Genomic DNA, 16,029 nt, shown 5'->3' with positions numbered 1-16,029 from the left:
ATGAAATGGCTGCTTGCACGGCATCTGCGGACAATGCGCGGAACACAATATGACAGACCAACTAGACTCCACTGCGCTGGTATTGAACGTCCGTGACAGTACCAGCCCCAACAGCAACTCACTCTCACCGCATTGAACTGAGTAAACAAAATCATGTGTGAATCATGTGATTCAAGCTCTGCTTCAAACACAACAGGCCGTCGTCGTTTTCTTCAATTTGCCGGATTGAGCGCAGGCGCACTGCTGCTGACCGGCACACTGCCCGGCAAGATCATCCAGGCAGCCGAAAAAGCGTCAGCCCCACCAAAACCTCAAAACGTAATCAGTCCCGATATGGCGTTGAAAAGACTGATGGAGGGCAATGAACGATATGTAAGCGGTACTTCCAAGACTCATGATTTCAAGGCGGAGCGAGAGGCCCTGGTGTCCGGTCAGAATCCGTTCGTGGCCGTGCTGAGCTGCTCTGACTCGCGGATCGCCCCGGAATATGCGTTTGATACCGCGCGAGGCGATCTGTTCTCCATCCGCGTCGCGGGCAACTTCGTGACCCCGGAAGGCTTGGCCAGTCTTGAATACGGGGTTGCCGTACTGGGCGCACCGCTGATTCTCGTACTCGGTCATGAGAGCTGTGGCGCCATTGAGGCAGGCATCAAGGCCGTCAAGGATCAGACGGTTTTCCCCGGTCATATCCCGAAACTGACTGACGCACTCAAGTCGGCAATCGAGACAGTACTGAAGCAACCCGGGAGCTTGATGGAAAACGCCACCGCGCAGAACGTCAAAAATTCTGTCAACAGCCTGAAACAGGCCTCGCCATTGCTGACCGACGCGCAGAGCAAGGGCATGTTGAAGATCGTGGGAGGCATTTATCGCCTGGCAAGCGGCAAGGTAGAGTTGATCGCCTGACCCGCAACGCGCACATCGCCAGCATCGGTGCATGACCCCGCATGCAAAGAGCCCAGCGCGATGGCTGGGCTCCGGTTATTTTCGGTTTTCCATCATTTTGTCGGCGAGGGTTTTAGCTCTCTCGATCAGCAGGTTCTGCCTGTCTTCGTGCGTAGCACCGCCCACAACCGGGGCAGTCAAATTGCTTTCGGCAATCAATGCAGCGCAGAAGTATTGATCCCAAACAGCCTTGTCCACAGATGCCTGCTTGCTGATTTGATCGACGTTCATAGGCGGCTCCTTTCAATGAGGCAGCCCCACTAGTTTACGCCTGAATGGCAAAGAATCCGGACTATCATCCACCGTGACCCGCCATTCGTCGCCTACGAAAACACAACGAAGAATTCACCCGCATCCGTGGCTCGAGGATTGCTAAGATCGCGCGTAGCAGCGGCCGGAACGACATAACTCTGACGCTGTAGCCATTCAACTAATGCTTAAGGACTCCAGCGATACGCTTGGTCAGTCACCGGGAGATGCAACGTGTCAACGCTCAACGAAATCGCAATGAACCACGCGAGAATGGCCAAGGAAAAAGCAGAAAAGTCGACCGAACTGAGCGAGCGACACTTCCAGATTGTAGGAAGCTTCGAAGTACCGTCCATTGAAGAACAGCAGAACATTCCACTGCACCTGATCGCTGGAGCACAGGAAGGCCAGCATGGCCTTGCAGCGACCTTTGCCCTCTGACGTCTACGCAGGCAGGCGACGATCTGAACGATTTACTCGGTAATCATCCGGTATCTGTTCAGCAATCGTCGCGCCTTGATGACCCGACACTGCTTTTCTGATCCGGGCATCCCATCTTTCAAATACAGCGAAGTGATTACCAGCTGGATGCAAGATTCAGCAAATAACACGCAATGACTTGTGGATTGAAAATCCATGAACTAAACATAACTCCACAGTCAGCTTCCCTGAAGATCGATAATGATTCTTGGTACTAAAAAGGGTTTTATGCTCCTTGCCTACGAGCAAAAAACGAGGTCCTTCAGCGCATCGAAATTGTTAAGCCTGGCACTACAGCAGGCGCTGTCTGTAGCAGTGAGCATCCTTGGATAAAACAAAGTGCGTTATGCGAGCTCATGCCTTGAGCAAACGCTAGCGCCTGATTGGCAGTCAGTTGACCTACTCACTTATCCGGCTTGACGAATGGAGATGCATGTTCATGAAAAACCCACTACCGAGAGCCCTTCCTGGCCGCCCGGTAGAGCAAATTTTGTTTGTTAGACACGATGGCCAATTGGTTGATAGCTAAAAGTTACTTTACGACATACCTCGCGCCGTGTGGATCGTTAAGTTTTGCCTGCAATATCCCCCACTCGCGCTGAATGATCGAGTAAGGAATAAAGATGCTGATCCTCTCAGCCCCCTTTACGCCGGCGTGACTGCTCACATCGTTAAGAGTGGTTGAGTAGAAACCGATATTGATGCCGACAATACAGCCGTCACTGGTGAGGACCGGCCCACCCGACATACCCTTGATCAGCGGGGCATCATGGATGGCATAGAGATCACCGCTGTGTTCATCGACATTGACGAACGGCGTTTGATACACCTTGCCTTTCCCGGTAGTGGTCAGGAGGTAAGGACTCGTCCCAACGGCAGTTATGCTTTCGCCCACACGCGGTGCGCGCCATGATGGGTAGCGGCCGTTGGCCTTGTGCAGGATGAAGACGAGATCGCAGCCTGTGCTGCAACTGTACTTCACGTTGGGGATGAACGGAGTGTGGCGGGTGGTTACCGCATAGTCATCGTTCCATTGCACGGCCGAGGCCATGTATAGATACGGTGCGGGAAACCCCGAGTGGACTAAAAAGTATGAATCATTGGCAGGACCCGAAAAGTCGGGTTTTACGATGCCGTTGCATCCTGCAGTTAAAGCTCCAATTAAAAAGTAGGCCATGATCTTGATCATGATATATCACCGACTTAATTGGGAGAATGTGACTGTTTTTTGTTGTCAGTATTTTGGCTTTTGTCGGGTTGTAGTACTCCTCGCCGCTTGTTCTAGCTGGACGTTTTCTTACTTATGGCTGAGATTGTAATGACGCGTATGAATAAATCGCGCTAAGGCCAATCGCTTTTCGATCAACTCAAAAGTTCAAATATTTGGCGCCTGAAAAGTGTTAAAAACGAGGAAGAAAAACAAGAGTTTCTATAGACTTTTTCGTTAATGGCACCAACAGTCATGGAGAGTGGCGCCTACCTGAATCAATCGCTATGCCCGTCACCTACAAGAGCGACAAGTGCAAGCAGTCGCAAGCAGTCGCAAGCGCAAGCGCAAGCGCAAGAACATTTACATCGGACGCCTATACAACAGGCAATTCGCCAATAGAAAACTCGGACCGTTTCAATATCGAAGTAACGGGTTTGAGCGGTAGTACCAAGTAAACTAACCTTTCTAAAGAACAGTCATCCATAGCCGGCAAACTAGACACTGCCAGAGTTAAAGGCATGATTATTCCTCACGGCTTTATTTATACATCCAGGCGCCAAGATATTAAGCCGTCACTGACAGGGTTAACGGTAAAGACATTGGAGCTTGGCTTCATGCGCTGTTATGTAGTGGACACTACGAACATCACTATTGAATATCGGGCGGTAACACCGGCTATAGGGGGATCATGAGTATCGCCGTACAAACGACGGCGCAGTAACGCGGCGCAAGAGGCTTAGGCCTCTCGCTTTAAGTAGACCAAGAAAAGTCTCATAGAATTTCAATGTCTAGTCCTGAAATAGGTTTACACCTGTTTCACCCCAACGCCCGATGCACCGCATCGGGCGTTTTGTATTTCAAAGACAGGTGCGGGCGCTCGCGGTTGTAGATCGAGACCGACTCACTCACCATCTTCTTCGCCTGCGTTAAATCCTGTGGTCGCTGGAGCAAAAGCTCTGTTTTCAATATCCCATTGACCCGCTCTGCCAGGGCGTTTTGATAACAGTCATAGCCGTCCGTCATCGAACACCGGATGCCGTGTTTCGCGTGCAGCGCCTGGTACATTCCCGAGCAGTACTGGCTACCTCTGTCCGAGTGATGGATCAACTGCTGCACGGTTTGACGCTGACTCACTGCTCGACGCAGTGCATGCGCTACCGACTCGGTGTGCAGGCTTTCATGGACGTGATAGCCCACGATCTTTCGCGAAAAGGCATCCGTCACCAGGCTCAGATAGGCCACACCTTCCTGAGTGGGCAGATAGGTGATGTCGGCCACCCAGACTTGTTCCGGGGCGCTGGGAACAACTTGATCAGGACCCGGTTTGAGCAGGTTCGGATGGCGCCGAAAGCGATGATGGCTGTCAGTCGTCTTGTGATACGCCCGCTTGCGGGCCACCAATAAACGCCTCTCGCGCAGAATTGAAAACAGACGGTCTCGACCCACTTGCAGCTCAAGCTGCGGCTGACAATGCAGCAGGTAATGCAGCTTTCGGGTGCCCAAGCGCGGCTGCCGCTGACGTTTTTGCTGAACGAAATCGGCAATATTCTGATCCAGAACCAGACGAGCAGCATCGGCACGATTACGTTTGTAGTAAGCCTGGCGGCTTATCCCCATGAACTGGCAAGCCCTGCTGATGCTCAGGTTTTGGATTCGTTTTTGCGCGAGGACTTGCCGGGACGCTTTTTTACGACAGAGAGACCGTAGTCATTTTTCAAGACATCCACGACCGCCTCGAAAAACTGCGCTTTCTGATTGGACAGCGCCAACTGTTCTTCAAGCTCTTTGATGCGTTGCTCTGGCGTTAATGGTCGGTTTTTGTCGGGCATAGACCCCATCCTCGGCGAGCCAATGTATGTGCCTGGGCTCCAATCCTGCCGACCGTGCTTGCGTAACCACGTCAGAACGGTCGTTTTGCCTTGAATCCCGTAGCGCTCCTGGGCCTCTTTATAACTCAGCTCGCCTTTTTCGACCTGATCGACGACCGACAATTTAAAGGTCAGCGTGTAGTCTCGCTGGCTCCGCCTTTTTGCTGATTCCATTACGTCCTCCTGAAAAGCAGATCAGAAGGTGTAAACCTTATTCAGGACGGGACACAAACAACAAAAAAGGGCCCACCTTTCGGTGAGCCCTTCTAGACCGCCCAGCAGAGCGGATTTTGTTTGGTAGGCGCGATTGGACTCGAACCAACGACCCCCACCATGTCAAGGTGGTGCTCTAACCAACTGAGCTACGTGCCTGCTGTGAGGCGGCATTCTACGGAATTCCCGAGGGGTGTCAACACCTTTTTTCGAGCTAACCCTATGAATATGCAAAATATTTAATTTTTCGCGTGCAAAGAAGATTTTCCGGGTGGCTGGCGGGCGATTTTCAACTCGGGTAGGATCAACGCACTCGTAAAATATATTAAACAGAGGCTGCCGGATGGCTAACACTCCCTACCCCGAGTCCTACTACGCCGCATCGGCCAATGCGGTTCCGACGCGCCCGGCGCTGCAGGATGACGTCGAGACCGATGTCTGTGTGATTGGCGCCGGTTATACGGGGCTGTCCTCTGCCCTGTTTCTGCTGGAGAGCGGCTTCAAGGTCACGGTGCTCGAAGCCGCCAAGGTGGGTTTCGGGGCGTCCGGGCGTAATGGCGGCCAGATCGTTAACAGTTATAGCCGCGATATCGATGTCATCGAGCGCACTGTCGGCCCCAAGCAGGCTCAATTGCTGGGGCAGATGGCCTTTGAAGGTGGTCGGATCATTCGTGAGCGCGTCGCCAGGTACAACATTCAGTGCGATTTGAAAGACGGTGGTGTGTTCGCCGCGATGACCGCCAAGCAGATGGGTCATCTCGAATCCCAGAAGCGCCTGTGGGAGCGTTTCGGTCACACCCAGCTTGAGTTGATGGATCAACGCCGCATCCGCGAAGTAGTGGCTTGCGATCAGTACGTCGGCGGGATGCTCGACATGAGTGGCGGCCACATCCATCCGCTTAACCTGACACTGGGTGAAGCGGCGGCGGTCGAGTCCCTGGGTGGCACGATTTACGAGCAGTCGCCCGCTGTGCGCATCGTGCGCGGCGCGAATCCGGTGGTGCACACGCCGCAGGGTAAGGTCCGGGCCAAATTCATCATCGTCGCCGGCAACGCTTATCTGGGCAACCTGGTGCCGGAACTGGCCGCCAAGTCGATGCCTTGCGGTACACAGGTAATTACCACCGAGCCACTGGGTGAAGAACTGGCCAAGACCCTCCTGCCTCAGGATTACTGTGTCGAAGACTGCAATTACTTACTCGACTACTACCGCCTCAGCGGCGACAAGCGCCTGATTTTCGGTGGTGGCGTGGTGTATGGCGCGCGGGATCCGGCGAATATCGAAGCGATCATCCGGCCGAAGATGCTCAAGGCATTCCCGCAACTCAAGGACGTGAAGATCGATTACGCGTGGACCGGTAATTTCCTGCTGACGTTGTCGCGCCTGCCGCAAGTCGGTCGACTGGGTGACAACATCTACTACTCCCAGGGTTGCAGCGGCCACGGCGTGACTTACACGCATCTGGCGGGCAAGGTCCTGGCCGAAGCGCTGCGCGGCCAGGCCGAGCGTTTTGACGCCTTTGCCGACCTGCCCCACTACCCGTTCCCCGGCGGACAAATGCTGCGTACCCCGTTCGCGGCGCTGGGCGCTTGGTATTACGGATTGCGGGACAGGTTCGGGTACTAAGCGGCACGCAATACATTGCAGGAGCGAGCCTGCTCGCGATATCGGTCTAGCAGCCAACGAATATGTTGGATGTTACGACCTCATCGCGAGCAAGCTCGCTCCCACAGGTTTTTTGGGTTAGAGACGATCTCGTGGGATACCGCTACGAATCCGCAGGATGTCCGCCAGCACCGCCAGGGCGATTTCTGCTGGTGTCTTGCTGCCCAGATTCAGCCCGATTGGCGCATGAATCCGCCCCAACTCGACATCCCCCAGCCCACCAATACGCCGCAAGCGCTCGAAGCGCTTTTGCGAGGTCTGCATGGAGCCCATCACACCGATGTAGAACGCCTCGGTGCGAACAGCCTCCATCATCGCCAGGTCATCGATACGTGGATCGTGGGTCAACGCAACTACCGCGGTGTCGCTGTGGCAACCGCCATCGGCGATAAACACCGATGGCAACTGACGACGAATCTCCACGTTTTCCAGCACGACGCCTTCCAGCACTTCGTCCCGCGGGTCACACAGAATCACCTCGAACCCAAGCCCCACGGCAAACTCCGCACAGGCCTGTGCAACACTGGAATACCCCGCCAGCAGCAAGCGCTGGGCCGCGCCGACGCGCACACGCACCCGGTCGATTTCACGCTCGATACGCACACCCTGCTCACGATCATCGAACAGACTGCGCGCACCGCTGAGCAGATCAACCTCGCGGATCAACCGACGTCGGCCCAACAGTGCCGACTCCAGCTCGCGCAGATGCGCTTGCACGTCACATTCGGCATCCAGCTTCTCGACCAGCACGTCGAGCACCCCGCCGCACGGCAGGCTCACGCGGGAGCGCGGATCGTCGCCTTCGCCGTAACGAACAACGCCGACCGGCTCCAGAAATGCGCCCTCGGCGACTCGCTCGAGAAAGTCCTCCTCGACACAGCCACCGGACAACGAGCCAATCCAGTGCCCCTGCGTGTTCACCGCCAGCAGCGAACCCGGTGCGCGCGGTGCCGAGCCATAAGTGGCCAGCACCGTACACAGCCAGATGCGCTGACCGGCCGTCGACCATTCCAGCGCCCGGCGTACCACTTGCAGATCGAGATGCTGCATATCAGTGCGCCTTGTGCTCGAGCGGCGGCGCATCGGCACGCAACTTCTGCACGTCATTCACAGCCAGATCATTCGGCTGACCGCCCCACCCCTGACGCAGGTAGTTCAGCAGATCCGTGAGTTGCCCGTCGCTCAATTTCTTGGCGAATCCTGGCATCGGTTGCATGTGCTCGAACCCGGAGAACTTCTGCTCACCGATACCGTCGTCGATCACCCGCACCAGGTTGCGCGGGTCTTCCAGGCGCAACGTGGTGTTGCCACGCATGGCCACGGCGATGTGCGGTTTGCCCTCACCGCCCGGCGCATGGCAACCGGCGCAGACATTCAAATATTCCTGACGGCCGCGCTGGGCGCTCGGGCTCAGCTTGTCCAAAGGCACTTCGGTGAGCACCTTCGCCGCTGGCGGCTGATCGCCGAGCAGGAAAGTCGCCATCGCCGCCAGATCCGGATCGCTGAGGCCCTGGGTGCTGTTGTGGAACACCGGGAACATCTCGTTGAACATCGTGCCCTGGGCGCTCATGCCGTGCTTGAGGAACGAGCTCAGGTCTTGGTGATTCCAGCCACGGGCCGCCAGATCTGTTGCCAGCAGGCTCGGCGCCAGATAGCCATTGAGAATGCCGCCGGTCATGCGTTTGTCCTGCTGCATCGCACCCGGCAAGCCGCGTGGGGTGTGGCATTCGCCACAGTGACCCAGAACGTCGACCATGTACTGGCCGCGCTTCCAGGCTTCGCTCTTGCCTTCGGCAGGCTCCAGCTTCACGTCCTTGCCGTACATCATGTTCCAGCCCATCAGGCCCAGGCGCACGTTGAACGGGAAGCTCAGGCTGGTGACCGGCGCGGCACGCTCGATCGGCTCGACGGTTTTCAGGTAGGCATGAATCGCGTCGGAATCTGCACGGGGCATCAGGTGATACGAGGTGTAGGGCATCGCCGGATACAGGTTCGCGCCATCGCGGCGCTTGCCTTCGGTCAGCGCGGCGAAGAACTCGTCATCGCTGTACAAGCCAATGCCGTGCTCTTTGCTCGGGGTGATGTTGGTGCCGTAGATCGTGCCGAACGGCGACACGATCGGCAGGCCGCCCGCATAGGGCGCACCACCCGGTGCGGTGTGGCACGCCATGCAGTCGGCGGCGCGGGCGAGGTACTCGCCTTGCTTGACCTGCGCATCATCCGCGTGAGCTGCCACCACAGGCGCAGCCAGACCAACCGCCAACGCCAGGCGGCTAAGTAGAAGCTTCATGCTTAACCCTCCTTGACCAGGCCGAGATCGGTCAGCACGTTGCGGGTGGCGCTGTAGTAGCGCACGTACCCGGTGCAACGGCAGATGTGATGACCGAGGCTGTCCTCGATGACTTTTTCCAGTTGGCTTTTGACGATGGGCTGACGCTGCAGCTTCTCCACCAGCACGGTCGCGGCATTGACGAAGCCCGGCGCGCAGTAGCTGCACTGGAAGGCGAATTCATCAACGAAACGCTGCTGGATCGGGTTCAGCTCGGTGACCTTGCCCTGCTCGTCGCGGGTCGCATGGCCTTCGATGGTACGGACCTTCTTGCCTTCGAAATAGTGTGCGCCGGTGATGCAGGTGCGCACTTCTTCGCTGGTGCCGTCCGGGTTGTCGACGATCACCACACAGGCGTGGCAGATGCCCTGGCCGCAGCCCAGGCGCGAACCGGTGAGGTTCTTGTATTCGTGCAGGTAGTCGATCATCGGCAGGTCATCAGGGATGTCCACCGGGCCGACGGATTGACCGTTGAGGGTCAGTTGAAGCGGACGGTTAGCCATTGAGGGCCTCCTTGATGCGTGCAGAAGTGATAGGCAGGTCGCGGACACGTTTACCGATGGCATGGGCCACGGCGTTGCCGATGGCGCCGACCACCGGGATCATCACCACTTCGGCGATGCCCTTGGACGGGTCGCTTGGCGACAGTGGCGGCAGGATGTCCGCCGTCTGTTTCCACACCGCGACGTGACGCGCCATCGGCAGGCGGTAACGGTTGAAGTTCCAGTCACCCTCCCCCGGCCCGCCTTCGTACAGCGGCATCTCTTCCATCAGCGCATGGCCGATACCCATGGCGATCCCGCCTTCGAGCTGGCCCCTGACCAGTTCTTCCACCAGCACCCGACCGCACTCGACCCACGAGTGATGGTTGAGTACCGACACTTCGTTCGAACCCTTGTTGACCTTCACTTCCACCAGCGTCGCGACCGGGCTGTAGTAAGTCACCGCCGCGTTGTTCAGCTGGGTCGCCGGGTAGGCGATACCCTGCCGATCCAGCAGATGGAATCCGGCGCTGTTCATCTGCGCCTTCTTCGCCTTCGGTGCACCGTCGCCGTACTTGACCGCCAGTCCATCGAGCGGCAAACGCTCACGCACGCCGTCGATGCTGAACTCGGCCTCGGCCCAGCTCCAGCGGTTGAAACCGTGCACGGTGGCGCCGCTCACCAGGCCACGCTCGTGAACGCGCTTGGCGAGCATGGCGAATGGCAGTGGCTCCATACCGTTGGCGGTGAGTTTGCCGTCGACCCAATGGGCGTCTTCGCGGCGCACCACGTAAGGGTTGGCCTGACCGCCGTATGGGCCTTGTCGCCAGATCTCCAGCGCCGCCGGCCACAGGCCGTGGTTGAACAGTACGCGCGCCGCTTCACGGGTGGCGTGACTGAAGTAGTACGCCGAGTTGGTGGCCGACGAAGCCGAAGCGACCTTGCCGACCCAGCGTGGATTGCGCAGGAAATTGTCCTGCTCGGCCTGGCTCATGATGTACGGGTTGCCGCCACTGATCAGCTGCAACTCTTTCCATTCGGTTTCGCCGGTCTTCACTTCGTGCGCCGGGATACCGAGGAAATCTGCCACGACCATGGCCTGCGAGGTGGACATGCCGGTGCCGATTTCGATACCGATGTGGCGCAGGCTGATGCGACCTTCGGCGGTGAATTCAATGCTGGCCATCGGCGCTTCGGAACCGGTACCGAAGTCTTTCTGGCAGATGGCGAAACCGACGCCGTACCAGCTGTCCGGATCGGCGGCTTCGCGTTGTTTCTTGATCGCTTCGCGGTTTTTCCAGGTGTCGTGGACCGCCGCCTTGTCGAGAATCTCGTGCAGGCGCAAGGCACCGGCCGGGATCGCGCCCTGGGTGTTTTTCATGCCCGAGCGCAGTGCGTTCTTGCGGCGCAGCTCAATGGCATCGACACCGAGGCGACCTGCGATTTCGTCGACCATCATCTCGGTCGCCGCCATGCTCTGCAGGGTGCCGTAGCCGCGCATCGACCCGGCTTCAACGGCGCGGGAGTGATAGGCCGTGACCTGCAGATCGTTCTGCGGCATGTAGTAGATCGATTGCGCTGCCGTGGCGCCCACCGCAGCCACCGACGGGCTGTAGTTGATTCGCCCGCCACCGTCGACGCTCATCTCGGAGCGGAAAATCTTGAAGCTGTGGTCGTTCTTGTCCACCGCCAATTGGTAGCGAATGTCGAACGGGTGACGCTTGATGCCGCTCTGGAACTGCTCGTAGCGGTCGTTGGCCAGGCGCACCGGCACACCGGCGCCGTACAACGCCGCCAGCGCTGCGTAGTAGACGAAAATGTTGTGGTCTTTCGAGCCATAACCGACGGTGTAACCCGGGTGCATGTTCAGGTTCGCCAGGCCGAAACGCGACGGTGCGATCATCTTCGCGGTTTCGGTCGCCGCTTCCAGCGGACACTGTGTCGCCACCACGAAATGCAGGGTCTTGGTGGCCGGGTCGTACCAGCCGTTGCCGTTGTCCGGCTCCAGGGCGGCCGGTTCGATCGACGGGGTCTTGTAGCGCTCGTCGAACACCAGCCAGTTGTCTGGCGGCGTATCGATCTGCTGCTTCATGCGCTCGGCGTAGAACAACCCGCGCTCGGTCAGGTTGCCGTGCAGGTTCGGCTGGGCATTCCACACCGGACGGCGGTTGCGCAGCATCGGGAACAGGATCGAATCCTTGAGGCTGGCGAACTCGTCTTCGTCCGCCGAGGTCGCGCCGCCGACTCGCACGTAGCGGAAGCTGCCATAAGGATCGCCTTCGTAGAACGGCACCTGGGCACCGTAACGAATCGCCTTGTCATTGAATTTGAGTTGGTTCTTGGCCTGACGGAAGCGCTCGAAATCGTTCCAGATCAGGATCGCCACCGGGTGCCCGATGAACATCGGCACCTTGCCGGCCGGCAACAGCGGATCCGGGGCGTGCTCCTCAGGGAACACGATACCGTCCTTGACCAGGTCTTCGGCAGTGACGATGCGGTCCGGTTGCAACTCGGCACCGAGCCACGACAGGTCGATGCCTGCAAAGATGTGGTCGGCCTTGATGGTTTTCAGCAGCATGGCGTGGCCTTGCTGCTGCGGCCAGCCCGGCATGTCCTTGGCGCGGATGTCGCGGGCAAAGACCTTGCTGCCGCAGACTTTGGACAAGGCATCGTTACGGGCGCGCGCCTTGCCATTGTTGCCGAGCCACTGCTCGGACGGCACGGTCACGCTGTTTTCCATCAAGGCGGCCAGCGCCTGGCTGCTCAATGGCGTGAGCGTCACGCTCACACCCGCTACCAGCCCGCCCTGAAGGAACGAGCGCCGGGATATATCACGGTTGGACATGGATCATCCTCTGGGCGGTTATGGGGTCCGCCCTTCTGGTTATGTTCTGGAAATCTCGAGTCTTGCAGAAGCCCTTTTCGACGATGCAAAGGGCTGTTGTTGACAGTGCAAAGCTGACCGAAAGGTTAAGTTTATAGGCTTATGCCTTCGCGGAAAACCAAAAACTGACCAAGAAATCAAAAAACCGCGACTTTTCGACGCAGCAGATCGATGAACAACCCCAACTCCCGACTGATGTGCTCGCCCTTGCGCAACAACAGCCCGAAGGGTGCCATTTGCACATCCAGTTCCACCGGCAGCGCCACCACCAGTCCCATTTTAAGATAGTCACGCAATGCGGTTTCCGACAGCACCATGATCGCGTCGGTCAGCTGAATCAGTTGCTGCATGGAGTACACCGAACTGCATTCGATGATGTCTGCCGGCAACGGCAACGCCAGGCGCTGCAAAGCCTGATCCAGACCGATGCGCGCCGGACTGGTTTCCGGTTGCAGGATCCACGGCCACCCGTTGACCAACTCTGCCATGTCCAGTTTTTTGCGCCGGGCCAGCGGGTGGCCGGCGTGCACCACCACCAGCAAGCGTTCGTTACCCAATTGCTCGAAGACGTAATGCTCACTGTCGGTGGCGGCATTGCGCCGGGCGATGGCGAGGTCAATACGGCCCTGCTCCAGCAACTGGATCACCTGGTCGCTGGTGTCGCCCATGATGCGAATCCGCAGCTGCGGATTGAGCGACTTGATTTCGGCAATCGAATCCATGACCAGACCCGGCGCCGCGCCCATGATGGTACCGATCGACAGATAGCCGTAGCCGCCCTGCTGCCGCGCCATCAGGTCCTCGGCACAACGGTCGAGGCCACTGATGGCCGACTCGGCAAAGCGAATCAGCTCCTGACCCAGCGCTGTCGGGCGCATCCCCCGCGGCAGGCGCTCGAACAGATCGCAGCCGAACATGTCTTCAATCTCATGGAGCATGCGGGTTGCCGCCGGTTGCGACATGTTCAGGCTTTGCGAAGCGCGGTGCAGGTTCTGGCTGCTGCTGAGCGTCACCAGCATGTGCAGATGCTTGTAGCGCAGGCGATTGAGCAGGCTGCGGGAGATGGTCGGCGTGGTCATGGCGGGCCTTTTTTATCGATACCCTAAAGGTATCAGTTGTGAGCTAGATTCGATTTGTAACGCATCGATCTGCAGCCGTACAGTCTTCCCCATAAGAACAAATGCCCTACCAAAGGAAAACTGCGATGAAGACTCTACCCGCGCCTCTGCTCGCCAAAATTTCCTGGCGGCTACTGCCGTTTCTCCTGCTGATGTACATCATGGCCTTCCTCGACCGCGCCAACGTCGGGTTCGCCAAGCAAGCTTTCCAGGCCGACACCAACATCAGTGATGCCGCCTTCGCCTTCGGTGCCGGCGTGTTCTTCGCTGGTTACGCACTGCTCGAAGTGCCAAGCAATCTGATCCTGCATCGCGTCGGCGCCCGCCTGTGGATGTGCCGGATCATGGTCACCTGGGGTCTGGTCTCCGCCGCCATGGTCTTCGCCCACACTGAAACCAGCTTCTACATCCTGCGCTTTCTGCTGGGCGTGGCCGAAGCCGGGTTCTTCCCCGGCGTGATCCTTTACCTCACCTACTGGTTCCCCAGCGCCGTGCGCGGCAAGGCCATGGGTTTCTTCTACTTCGGTGCGCCGCTGGCGTTCATCTTCGGCAGCCCGTTGTCTGGCTTGTTGCTGGAGCTGGACGGCTTTGCCGGTTTCCACGGCTGGCAGTGGCTGTTTGCCGTTGAAGGCCTGATGGCGACGGCGGTGGGCATCTGGGCCTACTGGTACCTGGACAACCGGCCGGCCGACGCCAAGTGGCTGACCGTCGAGGAACGCCAGCAAGTGCAGAGCCTGCTCGATCAGGAAGACAGCCATAAACAGAACCACGGCCGCAGCCTGCTCAACGTGATCTGCCAACCCTCGGTGCTGTACCTGTGCCTGATCTACCTGCTGATCCAGGCCAGCGTCTACGGCGTGGTGTTTTATCTGCCGAGCCAGGTTGGCGGACTGCTGGGCACCAAGGTCGGGCTGATGGTCGGCCTGGTGACGGCGATCCCGTGGATCTGCGCATTGATCGCCGCCTACCTGATTCCCGGCTACAGCGACCGCACCGGCGAACGCCGCCGCACCGCGTGCCTGACCCTGTTGATGGCTGCTGCCGGCATCGCCTGCTCGGTGACCTTCAGCAACCCGCTGCTGGGGATCATAGCCCTGTGCTTTGCCGCCTCCGGCTTCATCGCCGTGCAACCGGTGTTCTGGACCTTCCCCTCCAGCTACCTCGCCGGCAGCGCCGCCGCGGCCGGGATCGCCCTGATCAACTCGTTCGGCGCCCTCGGCGGCTTCATCGCCCCGGTGCTGAAGAACTGGGCCGAAGGCGCCTTCCATTCACCGGCAGCAGGCTTGTACGTGCTGGCCGCTACCACCGTCATCGCCGCGTTGTTGGTGCTGGGCATACGCGCGCCCGGCCATAAAGCCTCGAACAAACCGGCCACCGTTTAACCTGAGGAGTCACACCATGGGCATTCCAACCATCAAACACGTCCGCGCTTTCACTCTGCGAGGCGGCGGCGCGGATTATCACGACCAGGCCGACGGCCACTGGATCGACGATCACATTGCCACGCCGATGAGCAAATACCCCGAGTACCGCCAGAGCCGCCGCACCTTCGGCATCAACGTACTCGGCACCCTGGTGGTGGAAATCGAAGCCAGCGACGGCACCATCGGCTTTGCCGTGACCACTGGCGGCGAGCCGGCCGCCTACATTGTCGAGAAGCACCTGGCGCGCTTCCTTGAAGGGGCGAAAGTCACCGACATCGAAAAAATCTGGGACCAGATGTACCAGTCGACCCTGTATTACGGGCGCAAGGGCATCGTCATCAACACCATCTCCGGCGTCGACCTGGCATTGTGGGACTTGCTCGGCAAGATCCGCCAGGAGCCCGTACATCAGCTCCTCGGCGGTGCGGTGCGCGACGAATTGCAGTTCTACGCCACTGGCGCCCGTCCGGACCTGGCGCAGAAAATGGGCTTCATCGGCGGCAAGATGCCGCTGCACCACGGTCCGGCCGAAGGCGAGGAAGGTCTGCGCAAGAACCTCGAAGAACTGGCGACCATGCGCGAACGCGTCGGCCCGGACTTCTGGCTGATGCTCGATTGCTGGATGAGTCTGGACCTCAACTACGCCACCAAACTGGCGGTTGGCGCCCACGAATACGGCTTGAAATGGATCGAAGAAGCCCTGCCGCCGGACGATTACTGGGGTTACGCGGCCCTACGCAACAACGTGCCCAAGGGCATGCTGGTGACCACCGGCGAACATGAAGCCACGCGCTGGGGCTTCCGCATGCTCCTGGAAATGGGTTGCTGCGACATCATCCAGCCGGATGTCGGCTGGTGCGGCGGGATCACTGAACTGGTGAAGATCTCGGCCCTGGCCGACGCCCACAACGCGCTGGTCATCCCCCACGGCTCTTCGGTTTACAGCTACCACTTCGTCGCTACCCGGCATAACAGCCCCTTCGCCGAGTTCCTGATGATGGCGCCGAAGGCTGACGAAGTAGTGCCGATGTTCCACCCGCAATTACTCGGCGAACCGGTGCCGGTCAATGGCCGCATGCGCCTGTCCGCGCTCGACCAGCCAGGTTTTGGCGTGACCCTCAACCCGGAATGCCAACTGCATCGGCCGTATAACCGCTGAGA

General features: G+C 58.7%; 12 protein-coding genes, 1 tRNA gene and 1 pseudogene. 5 read left to right on the top strand and 9 right to left on the bottom strand.

The annotated features are described in order from the left end of the window. Positions 1 to 153: 153 nt before the first annotated feature. Positions 154 to 906 (top strand): carbonic anhydrase, encoded by a 753-nt coding sequence (locus AC1D1M_RS05530; protein WP_477774841.1) that lies wholly within the window; start codon positions 154 to 156, stop codon positions 904 to 906. 75 nt (positions 907 to 981) lie between these two features. On the opposite strand, the gene AC1D1M_RS05525 is transcribed toward AC1D1M_RS05530, so the two are convergent. Beyond that, positions 982 to 1,176: a hypothetical protein gene (locus AC1D1M_RS05525; RefSeq protein ID WP_477774840.1), complete on the bottom strand. Its 195-nt coding sequence runs from the start codon at positions 1,174 to 1,176 to the stop codon at positions 982 to 984. 252 nt (positions 1,177 to 1,428) lie between these two features. Between AC1D1M_RS05525 and AC1D1M_RS05520 the strand changes: the two genes are divergently transcribed. After that, the gene (locus AC1D1M_RS05520) at positions 1,429 to 1,635 is read left to right on the top strand and encodes a hypothetical protein (RefSeq protein WP_477774839.1); all 207 of its coding nucleotides are present in this window, start codon (positions 1,429 to 1,431) and stop codon (positions 1,633 to 1,635) included. Between the two features lie 571 nt (positions 1,636 to 2,206). On the opposite strand, the gene AC1D1M_RS05515 is transcribed toward AC1D1M_RS05520, so the two are convergent. From AC1D1M_RS05515 to AC1D1M_RS05505, 3 genes and pseudogenes are all read right to left on the bottom strand, one after another. Next, positions 2,207 to 2,863 carry a trypsin-like peptidase domain-containing protein gene (locus AC1D1M_RS05515; protein ID WP_477774838.1) on the bottom strand — a complete coding sequence of 219 codons (657 nt, stop codon included), beginning with the start codon at positions 2,861 to 2,863 and terminating at the stop codon, positions 2,207 to 2,209. Between the two features lie 809 nt (positions 2,864 to 3,672). Beyond that, positions 3,673 to 4,926: pseudogene (locus tag AC1D1M_RS05510) on the bottom strand (IS3 family transposase). 121 nt (positions 4,927 to 5,047) lie between these two features. Continuing rightward, positions 5,048 to 5,124 (bottom strand) — tRNA-Val (locus AC1D1M_RS05505). A 184-nt stretch (positions 5,125 to 5,308) separates the two neighbouring features. Here AC1D1M_RS05505 and AC1D1M_RS05500 point away from each other — a divergent pair. Continuing rightward, positions 5,309 to 6,592 (top strand): NAD(P)/FAD-dependent oxidoreductase, encoded by a 1,284-nt coding sequence (locus AC1D1M_RS05500; protein WP_477774837.1) that lies wholly within the window; start codon positions 5,309 to 5,311, stop codon positions 6,590 to 6,592. A 117-nt stretch (positions 6,593 to 6,709) separates the two neighbouring features. On the opposite strand, the gene AC1D1M_RS05495 is transcribed toward AC1D1M_RS05500, so the two are convergent. From AC1D1M_RS05495 to AC1D1M_RS05475, 5 genes are all read right to left on the bottom strand, one after another. Then, the gene (locus AC1D1M_RS05495) at positions 6,710 to 7,681 is read right to left on the bottom strand and encodes an XdhC family protein (RefSeq protein ID WP_477774836.1); all 972 of its coding nucleotides are present in this window, start codon (positions 7,679 to 7,681) and stop codon (positions 6,710 to 6,712) included. Between the two features lies 1 nt (position 7,682). Next, positions 7,683 to 8,921: a c-type cytochrome gene (locus AC1D1M_RS05490; RefSeq protein WP_477774835.1), complete on the bottom strand. Its 1,239-nt coding sequence runs from the start codon at positions 8,919 to 8,921 to the stop codon at positions 7,683 to 7,685. Positions 8,922 to 8,923: 2 nt separating this feature from the next. Continuing rightward, positions 8,924 to 9,463: a (2Fe-2S)-binding protein gene (locus AC1D1M_RS05485; RefSeq protein WP_007982256.1), complete on the bottom strand. Its 540-nt coding sequence runs from the start codon at positions 9,461 to 9,463 to the stop codon at positions 8,924 to 8,926. Next, positions 9,456 to 12,287, bottom strand: coding sequence for a xanthine dehydrogenase family protein molybdopterin-binding subunit (locus AC1D1M_RS05480; RefSeq protein ID WP_477774834.1), 2,832 nt, complete (start codon positions 12,285 to 12,287; stop codon positions 9,456 to 9,458). The genes AC1D1M_RS05485 and AC1D1M_RS05480 overlap by 8 nt, the downstream gene beginning before the upstream one ends. A 176-nt stretch (positions 12,288 to 12,463) precedes the next feature. After that, positions 12,464 to 13,405, bottom strand: coding sequence for a LysR family transcriptional regulator (locus tag AC1D1M_RS05475; protein WP_477763527.1), 942 nt, complete (start codon positions 13,403 to 13,405; stop codon positions 12,464 to 12,466). Between the two features lie 125 nt (positions 13,406 to 13,530). On the opposite strand from AC1D1M_RS05475, the gene AC1D1M_RS05470 reads away from it, so the two are divergent. Then, positions 13,531 to 14,826: an MFS transporter gene (locus tag AC1D1M_RS05470; protein WP_150727122.1), complete on the top strand. Its 1,296-nt coding sequence runs from the start codon at positions 13,531 to 13,533 to the stop codon at positions 14,824 to 14,826. 16 nt (positions 14,827 to 14,842) lie between these two features. Beyond that, positions 14,843 to 16,027 carry an L-rhamnonate dehydratase gene (rhmD, locus tag AC1D1M_RS05465; RefSeq protein ID WP_477763526.1) on the top strand — a complete coding sequence of 395 codons (1,185 nt, stop codon included), beginning with the start codon at positions 14,843 to 14,845 and terminating at the stop codon, positions 16,025 to 16,027. The last annotated feature ends 2 nt before the right edge of the window (positions 16,028 to 16,029 follow it).

It is taken from the genome of Pseudomonas sp. P1_F7, from assembly GCF_056405655.1.
This window is presented reverse-complemented; position numbering and strand designations above follow the sequence as displayed.

Bases quoted from the DNA above. Each gene is read 5' to 3' on its own strand.
- AC1D1M_RS05530 (WP_477774841.1), top strand. From the start codon at position 154: ATGTGTGAATCATGTGATTCAAGCTCTGCTTCAAACACAACAGGCCGT.
- AC1D1M_RS05525 (WP_477774840.1), bottom strand. From the start codon at position 1,176: ATGAACGTCGATCAAATCAGCAAGCAGGCATCTGTGGACAAGGCTGTT.
- AC1D1M_RS05515 (WP_477774838.1), bottom strand. From the start codon at position 2,863: ATGATCAAGATCATGGCCTACTTTTTAATTGGAGCTTTAACTGCAGGA.
- AC1D1M_RS05500 (WP_477774837.1), top strand. From the start codon at position 5,309: ATGGCTAACACTCCCTACCCCGAGTCCTACTACGCCGCATCGGCCAAT.
- AC1D1M_RS05495 (WP_477774836.1), bottom strand. From the start codon at position 7,681: ATGCAGCATCTCGATCTGCAAGTGGTACGCCGGGCGCTGGAATGGTCG.
- AC1D1M_RS05490 (WP_477774835.1), bottom strand. From the start codon at position 8,921: ATGAAGCTTCTACTTAGCCGCCTGGCGTTGGCGGTTGGTCTGGCTGCG.
- AC1D1M_RS05485 (WP_007982256.1), bottom strand. From the start codon at position 9,463: ATGGCTAACCGTCCGCTTCAACTGACCCTCAACGGTCAATCCGTCGGC.
- AC1D1M_RS05480 (WP_477774834.1), bottom strand. From the start codon at position 12,287: ATGTCCAACCGTGATATATCCCGGCGCTCGTTCCTTCAGGGCGGGCTG.
- AC1D1M_RS05475 (WP_477763527.1), bottom strand. From the start codon at position 13,405: ATGACCACGCCGACCATCTCCCGCAGCCTGCTCAATCGCCTGCGCTAC.
- AC1D1M_RS05470 (WP_150727122.1), top strand. From the start codon at position 13,531: ATGAAGACTCTACCCGCGCCTCTGCTCGCCAAAATTTCCTGGCGGCTA.
- rhmD (WP_477763526.1), top strand. From the start codon at position 14,843: ATGGGCATTCCAACCATCAAACACGTCCGCGCTTTCACTCTGCGAGGC.